Annotated in this window: 18 protein-coding genes; 9 read left to right on the forward strand and 9 right to left on the reverse strand. The window is 62.8% G+C overall.

From position 1 onward, the window contains the following. Position 1 precedes the first annotated feature (1 nt). From mnmA to WN982_RS17790, 7 genes are all read left to right on the forward strand, one after another. Entirely contained in the window at positions 2 to 1,159 is a 1,158-nt protein-coding gene (gene mnmA / locus WN982_RS17760; RefSeq protein ID WP_341313222.1) for a tRNA 2-thiouridine(34) synthase MnmA, read from the forward strand. A 182-nt stretch (positions 1,160 to 1,341) separates the two neighbouring features. Next, positions 1,342 to 2,952: a glutamate synthase-related protein gene (locus WN982_RS17765; protein ID WP_341313223.1), complete on the forward strand. Its 1,611-nt coding sequence runs from the start codon at positions 1,342 to 1,344 to the stop codon at positions 2,950 to 2,952. A gap of 236 nt (positions 2,953 to 3,188) precedes the next feature. Then, positions 3,189 to 4,196 (forward strand): glycine--tRNA ligase subunit alpha, encoded by a 1,008-nt coding sequence (glyQ, locus tag WN982_RS17770; protein WP_341315832.1) that lies wholly within the window; start codon positions 3,189 to 3,191, stop codon positions 4,194 to 4,196. A 15-nt stretch (positions 4,197 to 4,211) separates the two neighbouring features. Continuing rightward, positions 4,212 to 6,317 (forward strand): glycine--tRNA ligase subunit beta, encoded by a 2,106-nt coding sequence (glyS, locus tag WN982_RS17775; protein ID WP_341313224.1) that lies wholly within the window; start codon positions 4,212 to 4,214, stop codon positions 6,315 to 6,317. Between the two features lie 10 nt (positions 6,318 to 6,327). Then, positions 6,328 to 6,882, forward strand: a complete 555-nt coding sequence (gmhB, locus tag WN982_RS17780) for a D-glycero-beta-D-manno-heptose 1,7-bisphosphate 7-phosphatase (RefSeq protein ID WP_341313225.1) — start codon at positions 6,328 to 6,330, stop codon at positions 6,880 to 6,882. Between the two features lie 40 nt (positions 6,883 to 6,922). Then, positions 6,923 to 7,681 carry a lysophospholipid acyltransferase family protein gene (locus WN982_RS17785; RefSeq protein ID WP_341313226.1) on the forward strand — a complete coding sequence of 253 codons (759 nt, stop codon included), beginning with the start codon at positions 6,923 to 6,925 and terminating at the stop codon, positions 7,679 to 7,681. Positions 7,682 to 7,725: 44 nt separating this feature from the next. Next, on the forward strand, positions 7,726 to 8,628 hold the full coding sequence (locus WN982_RS17790) for a SprT family zinc-dependent metalloprotease (RefSeq protein ID WP_341313227.1): 903 nt from the start codon (positions 7,726 to 7,728) through the stop codon (positions 8,626 to 8,628). Between the two features lie 52 nt (positions 8,629 to 8,680). On the opposite strand, the gene WN982_RS17795 is transcribed toward WN982_RS17790, so the two are convergent. From WN982_RS17795 to WN982_RS17835, 9 genes are all read right to left on the reverse strand, one after another. Next, the gene (locus tag WN982_RS17795) at positions 8,681 to 9,079 is read right to left on the reverse strand and encodes a hypothetical protein (protein ID WP_341313228.1); all 399 of its coding nucleotides are present in this window, start codon (positions 9,077 to 9,079) and stop codon (positions 8,681 to 8,683) included. Positions 9,080 to 9,107: 28 nt separating this feature from the next. Continuing rightward, positions 9,108 to 9,494 carry a lactoylglutathione lyase gene (gene gloA / locus WN982_RS17800; RefSeq protein WP_341313229.1) on the reverse strand — a complete coding sequence of 129 codons (387 nt, stop codon included), beginning with the start codon at positions 9,492 to 9,494 and terminating at the stop codon, positions 9,108 to 9,110. 102 nt (positions 9,495 to 9,596) lie between these two features. Next, entirely contained in the window at positions 9,597 to 11,246 is a 1,650-nt protein-coding gene (locus WN982_RS17805) for a long-chain-fatty-acid--CoA ligase (protein WP_341313230.1), read from the reverse strand. A 238-nt stretch (positions 11,247 to 11,484) separates the two neighbouring features. Next, positions 11,485 to 12,174 (reverse strand): TetR/AcrR family transcriptional regulator, encoded by a 690-nt coding sequence (locus WN982_RS17810; protein ID WP_341313231.1) that lies wholly within the window; start codon positions 12,172 to 12,174, stop codon positions 11,485 to 11,487. Positions 12,175 to 12,503: 329 nt separating this feature from the next. Further along, positions 12,504 to 13,616 (reverse strand): porin, encoded by a 1,113-nt coding sequence (locus tag WN982_RS17815; protein WP_341313232.1) that lies wholly within the window; start codon positions 13,614 to 13,616, stop codon positions 12,504 to 12,506. Between the two features lie 470 nt (positions 13,617 to 14,086). Continuing rightward, the gene (gene rsmA, locus WN982_RS17820) at positions 14,087 to 14,953 is read right to left on the reverse strand and encodes a 16S rRNA (adenine(1518)-N(6)/adenine(1519)-N(6))-dimethyltransferase RsmA (RefSeq protein WP_341313233.1); all 867 of its coding nucleotides are present in this window, start codon (positions 14,951 to 14,953) and stop codon (positions 14,087 to 14,089) included. A 103-nt stretch (positions 14,954 to 15,056) separates the two neighbouring features. After that, positions 15,057 to 16,067 carry a 4-hydroxythreonine-4-phosphate dehydrogenase PdxA gene (gene pdxA / locus WN982_RS17825; RefSeq protein WP_341313234.1) on the reverse strand — a complete coding sequence of 337 codons (1,011 nt, stop codon included), beginning with the start codon at positions 16,065 to 16,067 and terminating at the stop codon, positions 15,057 to 15,059. A 5-nt stretch (positions 16,068 to 16,072) separates the two neighbouring features. Continuing rightward, entirely contained in the window at positions 16,073 to 17,437 is a 1,365-nt protein-coding gene (locus tag WN982_RS17830) for a peptidylprolyl isomerase (protein WP_341313235.1), read from the reverse strand. A 67-nt stretch (positions 17,438 to 17,504) separates the two neighbouring features. Beyond that, positions 17,505 to 19,871, reverse strand: a complete 2,367-nt coding sequence (locus WN982_RS17835) for an LPS-assembly protein LptD (RefSeq protein WP_341313236.1) — start codon at positions 19,869 to 19,871, stop codon at positions 17,505 to 17,507. 222 nt (positions 19,872 to 20,093) lie between these two features. Between WN982_RS17835 and WN982_RS17840 the strand changes: the two genes are divergently transcribed. Then, positions 20,094 to 21,173: a phosphotransferase gene (locus tag WN982_RS17840; protein WP_341313237.1), complete on the forward strand. Its 1,080-nt coding sequence runs from the start codon at positions 20,094 to 20,096 to the stop codon at positions 21,171 to 21,173. A gap of 3 nt (positions 21,174 to 21,176) precedes the next feature. After that, on the forward strand, positions 21,177 to 21,890 hold the full coding sequence (gene murU, locus WN982_RS17845) for an N-acetylmuramate alpha-1-phosphate uridylyltransferase MurU (RefSeq protein WP_341313238.1): 714 nt from the start codon (positions 21,177 to 21,179) through the stop codon (positions 21,888 to 21,890). Positions 21,891 to 21,906: the final 16 nt, after the last annotated feature.

Genomic DNA, 21,906 nt, shown 5'->3' on the forward strand with positions numbered 1-21,906 from the left:
TATGAGCAAGCAGAAAGTCGTAGTAGGCATGTCGGGCGGCGTCGATTCGTCGGTCACCGCGTGGCTGCTGAAGGAACAAGGCTACGACGTGGTCGGCCTGTTCATGAAAAACTGGGAAGACGACGACGACAGCGAGTACTGCTCGACGCGGCAGGACTGGATCGACGTCGTCTCGGTGGCGGACCTGATCGGCATCGACGTCGAAGCGGTCAACTTCGCCGCCGAATACAAGGACCGCGTGTTCGCCGAATTCCTGCGCGAATATTCGGCCGGCCGCACGCCGAATCCGGACGTGCTGTGCAACGCTGAAATCAAGTTCAAGGCCTTCCTCGACCACGCGATGTCGCTCGGCGCGGAAACCATCGCGACCGGCCACTACGCACGCGTGCGCGAGAACAACGGCCGCTTCGAACTGCTGAAGGCATTCGATCACACGAAGGATCAGTCGTACTTCCTGCATCGGTTGAATCAGGCGCAGTTGTCGAAGACGCTGTTTCCGTTGGGCGAGATTCCGAAAACCAAAGTGCGCGAAATCGCCGAACAGATCGGGCTGCCGAATGCGAAGAAGAAGGACTCGACCGGCATCTGCTTTATCGGCGAACGGCCGTTCCGCGATTTTCTGAATCGCTATCTGCCGACCCAACCCGGGCCGATGAAAACCACCGACGGCAAAGTAGTCGGCGAACACATCGGTCTCGCGTTCTACACGTTCGGTCAACGCAAGGGCATCGGCCTCGGCGGCAGCAAGGACGGCAGCGGCGAACCGTGGTTCGTCGCCGGTAAGGATATTGCGTCGAACACGCTGTATGTCGCGCAAGGTCACGATCATTCGTGGCTGCTGAGCCATACGCTCTGCGCGGGCAATACGAGCTGGGTGGCGGGCGAACCGCCGGCGGAAGGCTTCGCGTGCGGCGCGAAAACCCGCTACCGGCAAGCAGACGCGCCCTGCACGTTTAGCGCGGCGGCTAGCGCGGCGGGCGTCGCCGAGGGCCTGTTCGAGCTGAATTTCGACGCGGCCCAATGGGCTGTCACACCGGGGCAATCGGCCGTGCTCTACGATGGCGAGGTCTGTCTGGGCGGCGGCATCATCGAACACGCGGTGACCGGGCAGCCGACTGCGCGTCAACCACAAAAGGCGGCGTTGCTCACCGCCCGCTAAGCAAAAGTCCTATCGTGCGGCGGCACTTACCGCCGCTGCACGCGCTTCACCCGCTCGTTTCATCTTCAAGCCGCAGCTTCACCATAAAAGGTCAGCTGTTCGTTTCCCTTCCCGGCGGATTCCGCTTGCGCCCACGGCGTTGGCGATCCCTCCGTGACGACCTTCACTGCACTGGAGACCCCATGTTTTCTCGACGTTATCTGGCGATGTGGTGCGCAGTCGTGCTGCTCGCCGTCTGCGCGGCGCTCGTCGCGACGCATCACATTTCGTGGCTCTGGATCGCCGTGCCGGTGGCGCTCGTCGCGCTCGGCATCTTCGATCTGACGCAGGAGCATCATGCGATTCTGCGCAACTATCCGCTGTGGGGCCACTTCCGTTTCCTGTTCGAATTCATCCGGCCGGAAATCCGCCAGTATTTCGTCGAAGGCGATACCGACGAGAAACCGTTCTCTCGCGCGCAACGCAGCATCGTCTATCAGCGCGCGAAGAACGACGTCGACAGCCGCCCCTACGGCACTGAACTCGACGTTAAAGCCGTCGCGCATGAATGGATCAGCCACTCCCTCGCGCCGACGACGCTCGACAATCACGACTTCCGCATCGTGGTCGGCCCGGATCGCGCGCAGCCTTACTCGATGTCGATTTTCAACGTGTCCGCGATGAGCTTCGGTTCGCTGTCGGCGAACGCGATCATGGCGCTGAACCTCGGCGCGAAGAAAGGCAACTTCGCGCACGACACCGGCGAAGGTTCGATGTCGAAATATCACCGCGAGCATGGCGGCGACATCATCTGGGAAATCGCGTCGGGCTATTTCGGCTGCCGTAACGACGACGGCACCTTCAGCGCGGAGAAGTTCGCGAAGCAGGCCGCCGAACCGCAAGTGAAGATGATCGAGGTGAAGCTGTCGCAAGGCGCCAAACCCGGTCACGGCGGCGTGCTGCCGGCCGCCAAGATCACACCGGAGATTGCGGAAACGCGCGGCGTGCCGATGGGCCGCGACTGCATCTCGCCGGCCACTCACTCCGAGTTCTCGACGCCGCGCGGCCTGCTCGAATTTATCGACCGCCTGCGCACGCTGTCCGGCGGCAAACCGACCGGGTTCAAGCTGTGCATCGGACATCCGTGGGAATTTTTCGGCATTGCGAAGGCGATGCTGGAGACGGGCATTTTGCCGGACTTTATCGTGGTCGACGGCGCTGAAGGCGGTACGGGCGCCGCGCCGCTGGAATTCACCGATCACGTCGGCGTGCCGTTGCAAGAAGGGCTGCTGATGGTGCACAACACGCTGGTGGGTATCGGCTTGCGCCAGCGCATCCGCATCGGCGCGAGCGGCAAGATGATCACCGCGTTCGACATTACGAAGACGCTGGCGATCGGCGCCGACTGGGTCAACGCGGCGCGCGGCTTCATGTTCGCGGTCGGCTGCATCCAGGCGCAGACCTGCCACACCGGCCGCTGCCCGACCGGCGTCGCGACGCAGGATCCGGTGCGCCAGCGCGCTTTGGTCGTGCCGGACAAGGCTGACCGTGTCTTCAACTTCCATCACAACACGCTGCACGCGTTGAAGGAAATCATTCAGGCAGCGGGGCTCAAGCATCCGGCGGAACTGCGCGCGCATCACATCGTGCGGCGCGTGTCGTCGCATGAGGTGCAGTTGATGTCGGAACTGCTGAAGTATCTCGAGCCGAACGATCTGCTCAATGGCAACTATCGTTATTCCTTGTACGAGAAGTGGTGGCCGGTGGCGCAAAGCGATTCGTTTGCGCCCAAGATGGAACTGGCCGCGACGTAATTTGGGAGTGGTGGCGATCGGCTCGTGGGCCGATCGTCGCAAAGTCTCGGGTGTTGACGACGAAGGGCCGCTTTGCGCGACCCTTCGTCGTTTAGAGATCCCTCCAGGCCCGTCCGACCCCGCAAAACGGACACCCCCCTCCCTTTCCGTTAAAATCTACTGTTTAGCACTTCGCTCCACGGCCAGCTCGCGCGCTTCGGCGCTTGCGGCGCGGCCCTATGCCCGAAAGGCACTTCATGCTCACGTTTCAGCAAATTATCCTGACACTGCAATCCTATTGGGATAAGCAGGGTTGCGCGTTGCTCCAGCCGATCGACATGGAAGTCGGCGCGGGCACGTCCCACGTCCACACGTTCCTGCGCGCGATCGGCCCGGAACCGTGGCGAGCCGCCTATGTGCAGCCGTCGCGCCGCCCGAAAGACGGCCGCTACGGCGAGAACCCGAACCGTCTGCAGCATTACTACCAGTACCAGGTGGTACTGAAGCCGGCGCCGGAAAACATCCTCGACCTGTACCTCGGCTCGCTCGAAGCGCTCGGCTTCGATCTGAAGCAGAACGACGTGCGTTTCGTCGAAGACGACTGGGAAAACCCGACGCTCGGCGCGTGGGGCCTCGGCTGGGAAGTGTGGCTGAACGGCATGGAAGTCACCCAGTTCACCTACTTCCAGCAAGTCGGCGGTCTGGACTGCAAGCCGGTACTCGGCGAAATCACCTACGGTCTCGAACGTCTCGCGATGTACTTGCAGAAGGTCGAGAACGTCTACGACCTGGTCTGGACCGAGTGGGAAGAGCAAGGCCCGAACGGCCCGGAAATCCGTCGCCTGACTTACGGCGACGTGTATCACCAGAACGAGGTCGAACAGTCGACCTACAACTTCGAGTACGCGAACGTCGAGTTGCTGTTCTCGATCTTCAACAGCTACGAAGCGGAAGCAAAGCGGATGATCGAAGCGCAGATCGCGCTGCCCGCTTATGAACTGGTGCTGAAGGCCGGCCATACATTCAACCTGCTCGACGCGCGCGGCGCGATTTCCGTCACGGAACGCGCGGCATATATCGGCCGCATCCGTGCGCTGTCGAAGCTCGTTGCACAGGCTTACTACGACTCGCGCGAAAAGCTCGGCTTCCCGATGCTCGGCAATCCCGTGCACCCCGTGCCCGGCCTCACGACCGACGCACAAGATGCCGCGATGCCCGCGTGGGCGCCGCCGCTGAAAGTCGAACGCAAAATCGATCAGGACTGACGAGAACACCTGGAAATGACTCATCCCCATCAAGCTACCCTGCTCGTCGAGCTGCTGACCGAAGAACTGCCGCCGAAAGCGCTCGCGCGTCTCGGCGACGCATTCGCCGAAGGCATTGCGCAGCGCCTCGCGGCGCGCGATCTGATCGAAGGCGAACTGTCGTTCGAACGTTATGCAACGCCGCGCCGGCTCGCGGTCACGATCAAGAACGTGCGCACGGTCGCGCCGGAAAAACACGTGCGCGAAAAAGTGCTGCCGGTTTCCGTCGCGCTGGACAAAGACGGCCAGCCTACCGCGCCGCTCGCCAAGAAACTCGCCGCGCTCGGCTTCCCCGATTTTTCGGTGAACGACCTGGAACGCGCGTCGGACGGTAAGGCCGAAGCCTTCTTCCTGCGCTACGCCGCGCCGGGCGCGACGCTCGCCGAAGGCCTGCAAACCGCGCTCGACGAAGCGCTCGCCGTGTCGAAGCTGCCGATTCCGAAGGTGATGACGTATCAGCGTCCGGACGGTACCAACATCCAGTTCGTGCGCCCGGCGCAGCGTCTGACAGTGCTGCATGGCGACCAGATCGTACCGGTCAGCACACTGGGCATCGACGCCGACGACACCACGCTCGGCCACCGTTTCCTGTCCGAAGGCTTTGTGCAGATCCAGCACGCGGATGCGTACGCCGAGACGCTGATGCGCAAAGGCCGCGTGGTCGCGAATTTCGCCGACCGCAAGGAAACGATCCGCACGCATCTGCTCGCGCAAGCGAACGGCGACCAGGTCGTGATGCCGGAAGCGCTGCTCGACGAAGTGACGTCGCTGGTCGAATGGCCGATCGTCTACGCCTGCCGTTTCGAGGACGAATTCCTGCAAGTGCCGCAGGAATGCCTGATCCTGACGATGCAGACGAACCAGAAGTACTTCGCGCTGACGGATGCGAACGGCAAGCTGCGCTCGCGCTTCCTGATCGTGTCGAATATCGAAACGGCGACGCCGGGCGATATCGTCGAAGGCAATGAGCGCGTGGTGCGTCCGCGTCTGGCCGACGCCAAGTTCTTCTTCGAGCAGGACAAGAAGAAGCCGCTGGCCGATCGCGTGCCGCTGCTCGCGAACGTCGTGTATCACAACAAGCTTGGGTCGGCGCTGCAACGCGTCGAGCGCGTCGAAGGGCTGGCCGGTGCAATTGCCACGCTGATCGGTGCCGATGTCGCGCTCGCCAGGCGCGCCGCGCGTCTGGCGAAGGCGGATCTGATCACCGACATGGTCGGCGAATTCCCCGAGCTGCAAGGCACGATGGGCACGTACTACGCGCGCCACGACGGCGAGCCGGAAGAAGTTGCGCTCGCGTGCTCGGAACACTATCAACCGCGTTTCTCCGGCGACGCATTGCCGGCCACCGCAACCGGCACCGTCGTCGCGCTGGCGGACAAGCTCGAAACGCTGGTCGGGATCTGGGGCATCGGCCTGCAACCTACCGGCGAGAAAGACCCGTTCGCGCTGCGCCGCCATGCGCTCGGCGTGCTGCGGATTCTGGTCGAGAAGCAGTTGCCGGTCGATCTCGTCGAACTGCTGCGCACCGCTTACGCGCAATTCGCCGCGGTGCCGAACGTCGCCGATTCGACGCAAGCGATCTACGAGTTCTGCATGGACCGTCTGCGCGGCTTGCTGCGTGAACGCGGCCACGCGCCGGGTGAAATCGATGCGGTGCTGGCCCTGAACCCCACGCGCCTCGACGACATCGTCGCGCGACTCGATGCGGTGCGCGAATTCGCGACGCTGGTTGAAGCGGCATCGCTCGCTGCGGCCAACAAGCGCATTTCGAACATTCTGAAGAAGTCGGACGGCGCCACGACCGGCGGTGTGCAGGTCACGCTGCTGACCGAAACGGCGGAAAAAGCCTTGCATGCGCAGCTCGAACAGGTCGCGCCGCGTGTGCAATCGCAACTCGCCGCACGCGACTACACGGGCGCCTTGACCGCGCTCGCAGCATTGCGCGAACCGGTCGACACGTTCTTCAACGACGTGATGGTCAACGCCGAAGATCCGGCGTTGCGCGCCAACCGTCTGGCCTTGCTCGGCACGCTGCATCAGCAGATGAATTGCGTCGCCGACATTTCCCGACTCGCCGCCTGAGCCCCGCGCCATGCCGACCAAAAAAGTGGTGATCCTCGACCGCGACGGCGTAATCAACGTCGATTCCGACGCGTTCATCAAGTCGCCGGACGAGTGGGTCGCGTTGCCCGGCTCGCTCGAAGCGATTGCCCGTCTGAACCAGGCCGGTTATCGCGTCGCGATCGCGACCAACCAGTCGGGGATCGGCCGGGGTCTTTTCGACATGAACGCGCTCAATGCGATGCATCTGAAAATGCACCGCATGGCGGCGGCGGTCGGCGGGCGCATCGACGCGGTGTTCTTCTGCCCGCACACGGCGGAAGACCATTGCGAATGCCGCAAGCCGAAGCCCGGCATGCTGAAGATGATCGCCGAGCGCTTCGAAGTCTTGCCGGAATATACGCCGGTGGTCGGCGATTCAATGCGCGACCTGCAAGCAGGCGCCGTGCTCGGACATCCGACCCATCTGGTGCTGACCGGCAAGGGCCGCAAAACGCTCGAGGCCGGCGGCTTGCCCGAGGGCACGCGCGTGCACAACGACCTGCGCGCGTTCGCACTCGACTTCCTCTCCGACGATCACGCGTGATGCGCAGCGAGCGCGTCCCCAACCCTCACTGACCACGCCGATGCGCTTCATTCGTTCTTTGCTGCTGCTGATCTACTTCGTCCTGTTCACGGTGCCGTACGCGATCGCGTGCTTCATCGCGTTTCCGTTCATGCACGCCGACAACCGCTACTGGATGGCTGCCGGCTGGTGCCGCGCAACGCTCCACACGGTGCGCTGGCTGAACGGCATCCGCTACAGGATCGAGGGCTACGAGAATCTGCCCGACGGTCCGGCCGTGCTGCTGTCGAAGCATCAATCGGCGTGGGAAACGCTGGCGTTTCCGGCGCTGATGCCGCGGCCGCTGTGCTACGTGTTCAAGCGCGAGCTGCTGTACGTGCCGTTTTTCGGCTGGGCGCTGGGTATGCTGAAGATGGTTCACATCGATCGCAAGGAAGGCAAGTACGCGTTCGAGTCGGTCATCAGACAAGGCAAAGCGCGCATGGCCGAAGGCGCCTGGGTCATCATGTTTCCCGAAGGCACGCGCACGCCGACCGGCAAGCAGGGCAAATACAAAACCGGCGGTGCGCGTTTCGCGATTGCCAGCGGCGCGCCGGTCGTGCCGATCGCGCACAACGCGGGACGTGTGTGGCCGCGCAACTCGTTTCTCAAATATGCGGGTATAGTCACGGTGTCGATCGGCAAGCCGATCGAGACGACGGGGCTCACGCCCGATGAAGTGAACACGCGCGTCGAAACGTGGATCGAAGCTGAAATGCATCGCATCGATCCTACCGCGTACCGCGCGGCGGAAAGCACCTCCGCCGCCGCACCAATCTGACGCGCCCGCGCCCTCGATGGCGCATTTGCGCGAAGCCGAATCCGATGCAGAAGTCTCCTACGCCGCAGCCCGCTGCAGCGCTCGATAGCCGGCAACTCGATCTCCCGCTCTTCGCCGAGGCGGGTTCGACGTCGTCGTCTCCTTCACCGTCTACACCTTCGTCCGGCGCTTCGCCGAGCTCGCAGAACGGGCAACAGCCGGCCGTGCCGCTCGCGCCGGACGGCAGCAAGCTGCGCAGCCTGACGATCGGTTCGCAGATACTGCACTACCAGCTCAAGCGCTCGGCACGCCGTTCGATCGGTTTTGCGATCGACAGCAGCGGCCTGATGATTACCGCACCACGCTGGGTCACGCTCGCCGATATCGAAACCGCGATCACCGAAAAGCAGCGCTGGATTTTTGCGAAGCTGATCGAGTGGCAAACGCGTGTCGAGCAACGCGCGTTGCCCAAGGTCGATTGGAAAGATGGTGCGGAAGTGCCGTATCTCGGCCAGCCGGTACGCGTGAAGCTCGGCTCGCCGCAAGGCACGCTGGCGTTCAACGCAGATGAAGCGGCGCTCGCACTGCCGCTGCCGTTGCAAGCCGATCCGCAGCAGATCAAAGACCGCGTGCAAGGCTGGCTGCAAGGCGAAGCGAAGCGTCTGTTCGGCGAGCGCCTCGCGATTTACGCGGAGAAGCTGGGTGTCAACTATCGTGCGTATGCGCTCTCGTCGGCGGCGACGCGCTGGGGCAGCTGTTCGAGCGACGGTAAGATCCGCCTGAACTGGCGGCTGATTCACTTCCCGCTGTCGATCATCGATTACGTCGTCGCGCACGAACTCGCGCATCTGCGCGAGATGAATCACAGCCCGCGCTTCTGGCAAACGGTCGAATCGATTTTTCCGGAATTCCGCGAGGCGCGGCAGACGTTGAAGTCGCACCCGCCGGAGTTGCTGCCGACGCTTTAAAGCGCCGGCGCTTCAGGCTGAAACGCCGGCCTTCTGAAGCCCGCGCGCGGTTTCAAGCCGTGCAGAAGGTTTCCTGCAGATGACGCCACGTCACCTTGCCGTGCGCGTCGATGTCCATCACCGCCGTCGAGCGCCGCACGTTTGCGTTGCCCGCGTCGTCGCGCTGATATTCACGATACTTCACCACCGCGCCCGACGGATACTCCGCCACGATCTCCATATCGCGGATCTTGATCTGCGAGCCGGGACGCGCACCGCGGAGCTTCGCGAAAATCTCGCGCACGCCGGCGTGGTCCAGTGCGACGCCCGACGTCATGACCAGCGTGAACTGCGGCGCGAAGCGCGCCATGATCCGCTCCAGCGCGCCGGCATCCGCCGAGCCATCGAACAACGCCTGAATTTCGACGTGGGTAGTGTCCAGTTCTTCGAAGTAGGGATTGTTGTTGTTCATTGCTTGAATCCTCGCCGCGGCGCGTGCGTTATTTTTTCTTCTGGATGAACTCGATCTTGTAGCCGTCCGGATCGGTGACAAAGGCAATCACGGTGGTGCCGTGTTTCATCGGGCCGGCTTCGCGCACAACCGTGCCGCCCTGCGCCTTGATTTTGTCGCATGCGGCGTACGCGTCTTCGACTTCGACGGCGAGGTGCCCGAAGCCGGTGCCGAGGTCGTACGACGGCGTATCCCAGTTGTGCGTCAGTTCGATGACGGTGCCATCACGCTCGTCTTCGTAGCCGACGAAAGCAAGCGTGAACTTGCCGTCCGGATAGTCGTCGCGGCGCAGTAATTTCATCCCGAGCAGTTCGGTGTAGAACGCGATCGAACGGTCCAGGTCGCCGACCCGGAGCATGGTGTGAAGCAGGCGCATCGTGTACTCCCTGTTGCGTGATGTCGAGAACGTAAATGTACCCGGAATCACACTGCGCTGCAGGGCGCGGAACGCGTCGTGCGGCGCGCGTCCGCTCCCTTTTCAACCCACGTTCTTCACTTCGTCGCGCAGCGCGCGCCGCAGAATCTTGCCGACGTTGGTCTTCGGCAGTTCGGTGCGGAACTCGACGATCCGGGGGCGCTTGTAGCCCGTCAGTTGTTCCTTGCAGAACGCGAAAACGTCCGCTTCGGTCAGCGCCGGATCTTTCTTCACGATGTAGAGCTTCACCACCTCGCCCGACTCCGCATCCGGCACGCCGACCGCCACCACTTCGAACACGCCCGGATGCTTCGCGACCACGTCTTCCACTTCGTTCGGATAGACGTTGAAGCCCGACACCAGAATCATGTCCTTCTTGCGATCGACGATCTTCACGAAGCCCTCTTCGGTCATCACGCCGATATCGCCCGATTTGAAGAAGCCGTCGGGCGTCATCACCTTCGCAGTCTCGTCCGGCCGGTTCCAGTAACCGGCCATCACTTGCGGGCCGCGAATGCAGATCTCGCCGCGCTCGCCAAGCGGCACTTCGTTGCCGGCATTGTCGCGAATCGAAATGTCGGTGGACGGCAACGGCAAACCGACCGTGCCGGTGAAGGTGGTGGAAGTCGGCAGATTGGTGGTGGCGCACGGCGAGGTTTCCGACAGCCCGTAGCCTTCGACGATCGGCACGCCGGTCAGCGCCTGCCAGCGTTGCGCGACCGCTTGCTGCACGGCCATGCCGCCGCCGGTCGATTGCACCAGCTTCGAGAAGTCCAGGGTTCTGAAGTCCGGTTCGTTCAACAGCGCGTTGTACATCGTATTGACGGCGGGGAACGAGTTGATCGCATAGCCTTGCAATGCCTTGATGAGGCCGGGCAGATCGCGCGGGTTCGGAATCAGGATACCCATGCCGCCGCAACGCATCGTCAGCAAGCCGCAGACCGTCAGTCCGAAGATGTGGTACAGCGGCAGCGCGACGACTGTGATGTACTGCTTGATATCAGAACGCCCGCGATATGCCGGCTCTCGCCACAATTCCGATTGCAGGATGTTGGCGATCAGATTGCTATGCAAAAGCGTCGCGCCTTTCGACACGCCGGTCGTGCCGCCGGTGTATTGCAGCGCGGCGATATCGTCGCCGGTCAAGGCAACGGGCGTGAAGGCCGTTTCCGCACCACGTGCAATCGCATCGTTCAGCGCGATGCGCGACGACGGTGCGTCTTCCGCAATCTCAGGGCTGCCTGTGCCAAGCATTTCACCGACGGACGTCAGCACGACATGCTTGATCGAGGTGTGCGCCTGCACGGCATCGAGCGTTTTGGCGAACGTATCGAGCAGCACGATCGCTTCGGCGCCGCTGTCGTTCAACTGATGCTCGAGTTCGCGCGGCGTGTACAGCGGATTGACGTTCACCACGACGTAACCCGCACGCAGAATGGCGGCCATCGTCACCGGGTATTGCAGCACGTTCGGCAGCATCACCGCGATGCGCGCGCCGCGCGCCAGGCCTTGCGATTGAAACCACGCCGCCAGATGACGCGAGCGCGTGTCGAGTTCGCCGTAGGTCAACTCGCGTCCCATGCAAACGAACGCGCGTTCTGCCGTGTACTTCTGAAAACTCTGCTCCAGCAAATCCGCTACGGAGCTGAACTGCACCGTATCGATCCCGGCCGGCACACCCGGCGGATACGACTTCAACCAGATTTTTTCCATGTCTCCTCCCTTGGTTTCGCATCTCGATGCGCTAGTGCATGATGCGCCACTGCAACCTCAATACTTCTAGCGCGCAGCCCGCGCGGGCTGGTCAAAGCATTCGAAGAATGTACGCAACTGATCGGCCGTACCGAATGTCTCCTTGAAAGATTCGGTTGCGTCTCGCGAAAGCTCGCCGTCTGTCATTCATCCGAATTATCGGAAACGGAATTCTTGTTCCGATTATCCCGTAAAAAAATCAGCCGTCCGGCAATCCGAGGCAGCGCCGCAGCCGGATTTTCAACCATGCCGGCAGTTGCCGGCTGGAGAGCGACAAAGGACCCGGGTCGTTCAGCACGCTATTGACCAGCATGCCCAAGATCATTTGCAGCGTTGCGCGCACTTCGAATTCGAGCGACCGGCTGGTATTTTCATCGGCCTTGACGCCGCGCGCTTGTGCCAATGCGCTGACGAAGCGCGGCACGATCAGCGCCAACACCTCGTGATTGGTGGCCTTCGCGGCGTCCCAGTTGGCTTTGCGCTGCGACGCGCGCAACAGCGACGCGTGATACAGCCCGCGATTGCGCCGGAACGTCTGCACGTAGAACGAGATGACCGCATCGGCGAGCGTGGCCGCATCGTTCGAACGCCACGCCGGGTCGCGCTCGACCGTCTCGCGCACTTGCTCGAGCCCCTGCTTCATCGCCGCGTCCTGGACGACTTCGAAGAAGCTGTCCTTGTTGTCGAAGCGCCGATAGAAAGCGCCGATCGAGGTGCCCGCTCGCTCGACGATATCGTTGATCGACAGATCGTCGAGATTGCCGCTCGCTTCGATCAACTCGCGCCCGGCTTGCAGCATGCGTGCGAGGCCCTGCTGGCTGCGCGCCTGACGCGGCGCCGCGATGGCGCTCGGCAACGGTTCGCGGCTGCGCGATGAAATCGTCGTCATACGGTGTTCAATCTCGGTTCGCTGCTCAGGACAAGTTGAAGATTCGCCCAGAACCGGAATCTTGATTCCGGATAGTCGGCGATCAGAACCGTCTTGTCAATCGAGCCCAGGGTAATTACCGGGCCACCTGTTTGACCACTCATCTGACCCGCTTAGCGGGCGATGCATCGGGATGCAGCAGGCCATGCGCGGCGCGATCGGCGTCTTCCATCACCTGCTCGGCGAGCCCGAGCGCCGAATGCGCGGCCGGCGATGGGCGCGGCTATGATGTGAACGCCGAGCACCGCAGCAGCGTCGAGGGCAATGCCGGGGCGCGTTGGAGCGGGTGATCAAAACTGATGCCGCACGCCCGCCATCACGCCGATCTGCGTTCCCTTCTGGGCCAGTCCGACGCCGTTGACGCCTTGCAGCTGAGCGCCGATCAGATCGCCCCGGTACAGCGAGTAGTCGCCTTCCAGATAAACATCCGTGCGCCTGGACAGGTTGTAGTCGGCAACCAGCTGGTACTGCCATGCTGAGCCGTCCTGAGCGGCTTTCTTGCCGTCCTGCAGCGTACGCCACATATTCGCCGCGAAGTGCCACGCGTTGCCGACCTGCTGCGTGATGCCGCCCATGATCATGCGACGCCGCGAAAAGTCGGTGTACTTGAGCGCGGCCAGCGCGGGTGCGGTGAACGGTCCGTTGGCAAAATTCGAAAAACCGGCGTCGTTCTGATTGACGATGTAACCGACCGCGAAGCGCGTCTTGTCCCACGTGTACGAACCGCCGAAGCTCCACGCCTTCAGGGCTGCGCCGTTGACCGAGTCTTTCGACTCTTCGTAGGCGCCGCCAATGGTGAACGGACCGGCGGTCGGCGCATACGCCGCAGCGGCGCCGATCTGGCTGCCGTATGAATTTCCCGCGTTGCCGCCGAACGCGTAGCCGGCGGCGAACATCAAGCCGTTGTAGTGCGCCTGATACTGCACCTGGTTGCTGGTCCAGATACCGCCGGTCATCGTCACTTCCGGCTGGAAGCTGAAATCGTATGGAATCCAGGGATTGCTGCCGTAGCCGCCGATCGTGACACCTTCGATCATCACGTTGTACTGGCGGCCCAGGATCACCTGGCCATAAGAATTCGAGCGCACCCCCACTTGCGCTTCGTTGAAGAACGGCAAGGTGGGATCGCTTTGTCCGCTATTGATGTAAATACGGTTTTCGAGCTTGAAGAACGTGGACCAGCCGCCGCCCAGATCCTCGACGCCCTTCAGTCCCCAACGGCTTTCGGTCATGCCGCCACTGCCGAGGCCAACCGATGAATCGCCGGCTTTGTTCGCATGGGTCAGGTACCGCACGCTCTCATCGACCACGCCGTACAGCGTCACGCTCGATTGCGCGTGCCCCATCTGACAGGCCAATGCCGCGGCCACCATCGCCACCGCCCACTTGCTCACGTTTTTCATAACGCTCCTCATATGGGTTCCGCTTGTCGCGGATATGGGTCGTTCGTTTCGCTCTTCGGGCACACATCAGTCAGGCTTTCAGGCGAGCGGCCCATCGCATGACGCGTAGGCATCCTGTCTTTTTAGCCGCCGTCTCGTGCCGTCGACGCCGCCCGCCTGATGTAAAGTACCGGCGCCGCACCGGTTGGGAGCCACGCCAATGACCTGACGAAATACGCGTGAGTGGAACCATATCCTGAAATGGGCATGGCAAGAAAATAGACTGTGCCGGTGTTGCGCAGGTGCTGTTAAGTCAGCGAACTACTTGCAGTGCGTCAGAAGCACGCGTAGGCGGTGGAGTCATCGCATGGCAGCATGGACGGGTTTGTTATCGTATGACTTATGATCGCCGCGCTGTCAGCTTGCCGGCTTCGCCATTTAAGCGCGCCGTAGGACGCAGCGCGCTTCCTTCAAGGCTTAAGCCGTGAAACTCAGGCGTCGCCGTTCTCAGCGGCCGCGGCGCCGCGCGACGGCAACGCCGCCACGGCCTGCGCCACGCGCACATATTCGGCGACCGGCACATCTTCGGCGCGGCGTTGCAGATCGAAGCCGAGCGCGTCGAAATCCACCGAGTCACGATAGGCTGCCAACGTATTGCGCAGCATCTTGCGCCGTTGCGAGAACGCCGCCGTCACCACTTCGCCGAGCACACGCTCGTCCACCGGCGGCAATTCGTGCAGTTCGTACGGGATCATCCGCACGATCGCCGAATCGACCTTCGGCGGCGGCTGGAACGCTTCGGGCGGCACGTCGAGTTGCTTGTCGATCACGTAGCGGTATTGCAGCATCACCGAGAGCCGGCTGAACGCCTTGGTGCCCGGCTCCGCCACCATCCGCTCGACCACTTCGTTCTGCAGCATGAAGTGCTGATCGATCACGCGATGCGCGAACGACGTCAGATGAAACAGCAGCGGACTCGAAATGTTGTACGGCAGATTACCGACAATGCGCAGCGACGCCTTGTCGCCCGGCGCCGCAAGCGAGCCGAAGTCGAACGTGAGTGCGTCGCCCGCATGCAGCTCAAGCAGGTCGCCGAATTTCTTCTTGAGCCGGCCGATCAGATCGCGATCCAGTTCGACCGCGTGCAGCGGCGCTTCAGGCGTCGCCAGACGTTCGATCAGCGGTTCGGTGAGCGCGCCCAGCCCCGGCCCGATCTCGACCATGCGCTCGCCGCGCTGCGGCCGGATCACGTCGACGATCGAATCGATCACGCCCATATCGACCAGAAAATTCTGGCCGAAACGCTTGCGTGCGGTATGACCCTGATGCTGGGCCCGTTGCTGTCTGCTGGTGGACATCGAAGAAACGCTAGGAAGAGAACTGCTTAAAAAAGGAAACGCCGGAAACGCGGGTAAAGCGATGCTGGTGAAACGCTGCTGGTGAAACGACAAGCAGCGTGAATTAGCCCCCGCGACGATGCTGCGCCATCGACACAGCCGTATCGATCGCGGCGAGCAGGCTGCCGGAATCGGCGCGGCCGGTGCCGGCCAGATCGAGCGCGGTGCCGTGATCGACCGAGGTGCGGATGATCGGCAAGCCGAGCGTGATATTGATGCCTTCGCCGAAAGTCGCGTACTTCAACACCGGCAGCCCCTGATCGTGGAACATCGCGAGCACGCAATCGGCTTCGTTCAGATAGCGCGGCTGGAATAGCGTGTCGGCCGGATAGGGACCGCGCGCGTCGATGCCCTGTTCGTTCGCGAGCTTCAGCGCCGGCGAAATCACGTCGATTTCTTCGCGGCCAAGATAGCCATTTTCGCCCGCATGCGGGTTCAACCCGGTCACGAGGATGCGCGGCGCCGGCAGACCAAAATGGTGGCGCAGATCGTGATCGATGATACGCAGTGTCTCGCCGATGCCGTCGATCGACAACGCCGCCGACACGTCTTTCAACGGCAGATGCGTGGTGGCGAGCGCGACGCGCAATGGGCGCTTGCCGGTGCCGGCCAACATCATCACCACGCGCGGCGTGTGCGTGCGTTCGGCCAGGTATTCGGTGTGGCCGGTGAACGGCACACCGGCATCGTTGATCGTACTTTTTTGCAGCGGCGCGGTGACGATCGCGTCGAACGTACCGGCCACCGCGCCGTCGATCGCGCTGTCGAGCAGATCGAGCACGTAGCGGCCGTTCGCGGCGTCGAGCTTGCCTGCCTGCGACGGCGCGCCGAGCGGCCGGTGCTGCACCCGCACGCGCTTGCCGTCAGCCACCAGCGCAGTCCAATCGACGCCTACCGCGCGGGCGCGTTCGGCGAGCAAGCCCGCATCGCCCAGCACGGTGAATTGCGCGCCGGGCCAATGCGCCGCCGCCCCGGCCAGCGCCTGCGCCGTCAACTCAGGGCCGACGCCGGCCGGTTCGCCGGTCGTGATCGCGATTTGCAACGGGGCGCTGGCGAACTGGGCGGCGGTTGTCATGACGTTTATGGCAAGCTTGCTTGAGCGGGTTTTACGTCGACATACGCAGTGTCGCGCAATTCACGCAGCCAGTCGGCGTAGGCCTGTTCCGCCTTGCGCTGACCGATTGCCTGACGCGCCAGATCCATCTGCTGCGAGACCGAGCCTTCCGATTCGCGGCGGCCCAGCACCTGGATCAGGTGATAGCCGTATTCGCTGCGTACCGGATCGCTGATTTGACCGTCCTGCAGGCTGTTCATCGCCCGCTCGAATTCCGGCACCGTCTCGCCCGGGCTGATCCAGCCCAGGTCGCCGCCTTGCGACGACGAACCGTCTTGCGAGTAGGTGTGGGCGAACTTCGCGAAGTCGCCGCCGCCGGCAATCTGGTTCTTGATTTCGAGCAGCTTCTGACGTGCTTGCGGCTCCGACATGCCGTCGCCGACGCGCAGCAGAATGTGGCGCACGTGCGTCTGCACGAGCTTTGTCGCATCCGCCGAACTCGCGCCCTGGCCCGTGCGACGATCGACGAGGCGCACGATTTCGAAGCCGTCGCTGGTGCGGATCAGATCCGGATTGACCTGACCGGGGCGCAATGCCGCGGCGGCCTTAACGAATTCAGGCGGCAGCTTGGACGGCGGCACGAAACCCGTATCGCCGCCCTTCGAGGCATCCGGCGCTTGCGAATTCGACTTCGCGAGCTTTTCGAAGTTGGCGCCGCCTTTGGCTTCCGTCAGCAGCGCCTGGGCCTTTTGCTGTGCCGCTTCGATATCGGTTTCCGACGCGTTCTGCGGCGCCTTCAGGAAAATGTGCTGGAAGTGCAGATCGCTCGTCAGGCCGGCGTTCGGGCCACGCTGACTGGCGATGTAGTTCGCGACTTCCGCGTCCGACACCGTGACCTTGCTGTCCACTTCCTTCTCGCGCAGACGCGAGAGCGTCAGTTCGGTACGGGCGTCGCTCGTGAACGTGCTCCAGGGCACGCCTTGCGCCTCAATCCGCGCGCGGTACATGTCGAGCGTCATGTTGTTCGCTTGCGCGAGCCGTTCGAGCGTTTTTTGCACGGCGGCGTCGTCGACATTGATGCCGTCTTCTTTCGCCTTCTGCAACTGGATGCGCTCCAGCACCATCTGGTTGAGCACCTGCTGGCGCAACTGGTCCATCGGCGGGACCGGCGCGTTCTGCTGGTTCAGCCGGCGGGTAATCAGGCCCATGCGCTCGTCGAGCTCGCGCCGCGTGATGACGCCGTTATTGACCACTGCGGCGATGGTGTCGACCGTCTGGCCGCTATCGCCGCGCAGCGCCTGCGCCTGAACCGGCGCGACCGACAGGAAAGACGCCACTGCGGCGAGACCGGCCGCAAGCGTTGCCAAGCGAAGCTTTTTCATGATTGCCACAGATACTCCAATGATGTCGGGCGCGCCTGGCCCGTCTTTTCGCATTCTATAAATGATCGGACGAGCGTCATTCGTAATTGGTGAAACGCGCTTCCGGCGGCGGTGGCGGTGGCAACGGCGTGTAGCCGGCCACGCTGGAGCGGAACGCGGCCATCAGCCCGTTGTCGACGCTCGACAAGCCCTTGAACGTCAACTGCGCGAGAAACCGCGTGCCCGCCTGATGCTGCCCCGAGGTATTCAGACCGTTCGCATAACGCTGGATCCCGGCGCCGAACGTCCAGCAGTCGGCGTCGTATTGCAGGCCGACCAAGCCGTCGACGATCCGGTGCCCGCCCAGGTCGTAATTGAAACGGCCCACACCAAACACCCGATGCGACAACGGCCATTGCCCCGAGACCAGCACCTGATTGATCGGCTGATTGTCCAGCGTGGTGTTCGCGCGGGTGTAGCGGTACCCGACATTGACCACCCGGCCGGTGCCCGGACTGAACCCGAAACCGACGCTCGTTTTCACCAACTGGTTGTTGTCGGCATTATATTGGAACGCCGTTTCCGAAGCGAAACCGGCGCCGAGCTTGAGCGACGCACCCGCGATCAGGTCCGAATGGGTGGCTTGCGTGCTGGTCTGCGTAGGCAGCAGCGTGACGCGCTGATCCTGGAAATAGTACTGCTGCGCGAGCACGAAGCGCGCGCGCTCGTCGCCGGTAGCCGGGTTGATGAAGCGCGTGGTGATGGCCGCGGTCAGCCGGTTCGCGTCGGCGATACGGTCGTTGCCGACGAAGGTATTCGGCGTGAAGATTTCCGCCAGGCCGAAGTCGGAGTCGGCGGTATCGAACAGCGGCGCGGACGCCTGGTTCCGGAACGGCGTGTACACGTAGTAAAGCCGCGGCTCCAGCGTCTGAATGTAATCCTGACCGAAGATCCGCACCGAACGGTCGAAGATCAGCCCGGTGTCGAAGCTGAGCGTCGGGATCGATTCGGTGAAGTTCTTCGGCGTGCCGGCCGGCACGTCGTTGCTGATGTTGCGCAGGTTGTACGACGCAAAGTGCCACTGCACCTTCGGCGTGACGAAGTAGCCCGGCCCGACCACCGAATACGAGATGTACGGGTTGAACATCAACCGCTGACCTTCGGTCTTGTCCGCGGTCGTGATGCGGAAATTCGTGTAGTCGGCTTCCGCGCCGAAGTCGAAGCCGCCGACGTTGTACTTTGCGTACTTCACGTTCAACTGCGGCTCGCGACCGTACGGCGCCACTGACGGCGTCAGCGTCTGCCAGTGCTGTTCGCGTGCGAGCACCGACCACGGCCCGTTGTTGTAAGTCAACCCGGCCTCCTGTTGATACAGGAGCTGGGTGCCGTTCATAAACTGACTGACCGACGACGACAGGTCTTCCGGATACGTGTTGTCCGAAACCTTGTTGTAGTAGATGTAGCCGCCGAACCCGTTGCCGAAGTTCTGGTTGTGCTGGATGTACAGCGCGTAGCGGTTGGTCTTCGTCAGGCGGTCGTTCGGCAGGAACTCGCCGGTGATCGAGCCGGAATAGGTCGGCGACAGATAGCGGAAGGTCGACTGCAACTGCACGCCGCGCTTCGAGATCAGACGCGGTGTGACCGTCAGATCGCGGTTCGGCGCGAGGTTGAAGTAATACGGCACCGACAGTTCGAAGCCGTTGCCCGAACTGAGCGAGAACGTAGGCGGCAGCAGGCCGCTACGGCGCTCGCCCGACAGCGGGAACGACAGCCATGGCGAAGCGAATACCGGCACGCCCTGGAAAAACAGCACGCCGTTGTGCGCGATGCCTTCGTCGGCGCCGGTGTCGAAGTCGAACTCGCTGCCTTTGATGTACCACGCCGGATCGTCCGCGCACGCGCAGGCCGTGTAAGTGCCGTGCGTGAAGACCGACCGCTCGTTGTCGAGCAGATCGACGCGCTCCGCGCTGCCCGAGCCGCCCGTCAGGTTGAAGCGGTACTTCGGCGAGGTCATGAAGCCTTCGCTCGAATCCACTCGCATATGCGCTTCGGGGCCGACGAACGTATTGCCGTTGTTGATCACGTGGACCTGGCCGTAGGCGTCGGCCATATCCGTGTCCTGATCGTAATGCAACGCGTCGGCCTTGATCGCGACCGTATTGCGACGCACCTCGGCCGAGCCTTTGGCGGCCATGTCCTGATCGGTGGTGCCGCTGGTGGTGTCGCCGAGCACGAAGGTGGCCGGCTTCTGGCCAGGCTTCAACGGATGCTCTTCGAGTTGTGGGGCGAGTTGCATGCCCCAGGGGGCGTCAATAGGCTGCGGCTGCGCGGCTTCCCCCGTCAACTGGGCGTGCGCAAGCGCGGGCATCAGGCCCGGAACGGCGATCAACGCCGCGACGAGCCGCCTTTTGCGCGGCACAACAGCACAAGAGGGAGTCGTTTGGGAAAGCTGTCTAGGCGGCATGTATCGTTTGGCGAATCGGCTCGTCAGGCAGCTTCTGCAGTCACGGTCCACCGCCTGCACACCCCGACCGTGACAGTCGGCTGCACATCAATATTTACAATCTGTCGAACGGTGAGGCGGGCGGTAAAGCGGAATACGCGAAAGCTGGCGTAAGTCGCGTCAAAAAAGTCGTGGGGTATTATATGGCAAGACGTTGCCCCTCTGAATTTGCCGCCGGTTTTCATGACGCTGCCCCCTTCCCAAGACACAACCGATACCCGTCTCGACCTGCTCACAGCCTGGCTGAACGGCCACGCAGCGCGTTATGCGCTCGAGCTCGCCACCCTTGCACCGGCCTCCTCCGACGCCAGTTTTCGCCGCTATTTCCGGCTCGCCGGTAAGGCGGCGGAAGGCGAAAGCATCGGCACGGTGATCGCAGTCGACGCCCCGCCGCCCGAAAAGTGCCGCGAATTTGTGCAGATCGCACAGTTGCTCGACGCAGCCGGCGTGCATGTGCCGCGTGTGCTGGAGGTCGATTTCGACGCGGGCTTCATGCTCGTCACCGATCTGGGCACCGAGTCGTACCTCGGCGCGCTGAACGAAGCACAGAAGGACGACAAGCCCCGTGAGGCCCGCACGCTGATGCGCGACGCGCTCGATGCGTTGATCCGTTGGCAGCTCACTTCGCGCGAAGACGTGCTGCCGCCGTTCGACGAAGCCTTCCTGCGCCGCGAGATGGAATTGATGCCGGAGTGGTTCATCGGCCGACATCTGGGCCGCGAGGTCGACGACAAGACCCGCGGGCTGCTCGATCGCACCTTCGCGCTGCTGATCGCAAGCGCCCGGGCGCAGCCGCAAGTGTTCATGCTGCGCGATTTCATGCCGCGCAATCTGATGATCGCCGCAGCGCCCAGCCCCGCGAACCCCGGTGTGCTCGACTTCCAGGACGCGGTGTACGGCCCGATCACCTACGACGTCGCTTCGCTGCTGCGCGATGCGTTCCTCAGTTGGGACGAGGAGTTCGAGCTGGATTGCTTCGTGTACTACTGGGAGCGCGCAAAAAAAACCGGCCTGCCGGTCGACCCGGACTTCGGCGAGTTCTACCGTCAACTCGAATGGATGGGTCTGCAACGACACATCAAGGTGTTGGGTCTGTTCTGCCGGATCAATTATCGCGACGGCAAACCGCATTACATGAAGGATCTGCCGCGCTTCATCGGCTATGCGCGCAAGGTCGCCGAACGCTACGCGCCACTGCGCCCGTTCGCGAAGCTGCTCGACGATCTTGAAGGCCGCGCGAATGAAGTCGGCTACACCTTCTGACCGATGACAATGTCTCTGAAGAAAGCGATGATTTTCGCCGCGGGCCGCGGCGAACGCATGCGTCCGTTGACCGACACACGCCCGAAGCCCTTGCTCGAAGCGGGCGGCAAACCGCTGATCGTGTGGCAGATCGAACGGCTTGCGCGCGCCGGCTTTCAAACCATTGTGATCAATCATGCCTGGCTAGGCGAGCAGATCGAAGCCGCGCTCGGCGACGGTTCGCACTGGGGCGTGCAACTGCGCTACTCGGCCGAGCACGAAGCGTTGGAAACGGCAGGCGGTATCGTGCAGGCGCTGCCGCTGCTGGAAGACGCTGGCCGCAGCGAGGTGTTCGCCGCGGTCAGCGGCGACGTTTATGCGGATTTCGATTACGCGGCGCTGAATGATCGCGCCGGCAAGCTCTCGACACTGCCCGAACCGGGCATGCATCTGGTGATGGTGCCGAACCCGGCGTTTCACCCGGACGGCGATTTTGCCTTGATCGACGGCGTGCTGTCGCTCGACGCGCAACCTCGCTTCACGTTCGGCAATATCGGTCTGTACGACACGCGGATGTTTCGCGATCTGCCGCGCGGCACGCGGCGTGCGCTCAAGCCGTACTACCGCGACACGATTGCGCGCGGCCTTGCGAGCGGCGAGCTATATGAAGGTTTGTGGGAAAACGTCGGCACGCCGGCGCAATTACAGGCGCTGGATCAACGTCTGAGCGCACGCTAAGCCTCGAACGTGCGTC

The sequence above is a fragment of the Paraburkholderia sp. IMGN_8 genome (assembly GCF_038050405.1).
Lineage (GTDB): Bacteria > Pseudomonadota > Gammaproteobacteria > Burkholderiales > Burkholderiaceae > Paraburkholderia.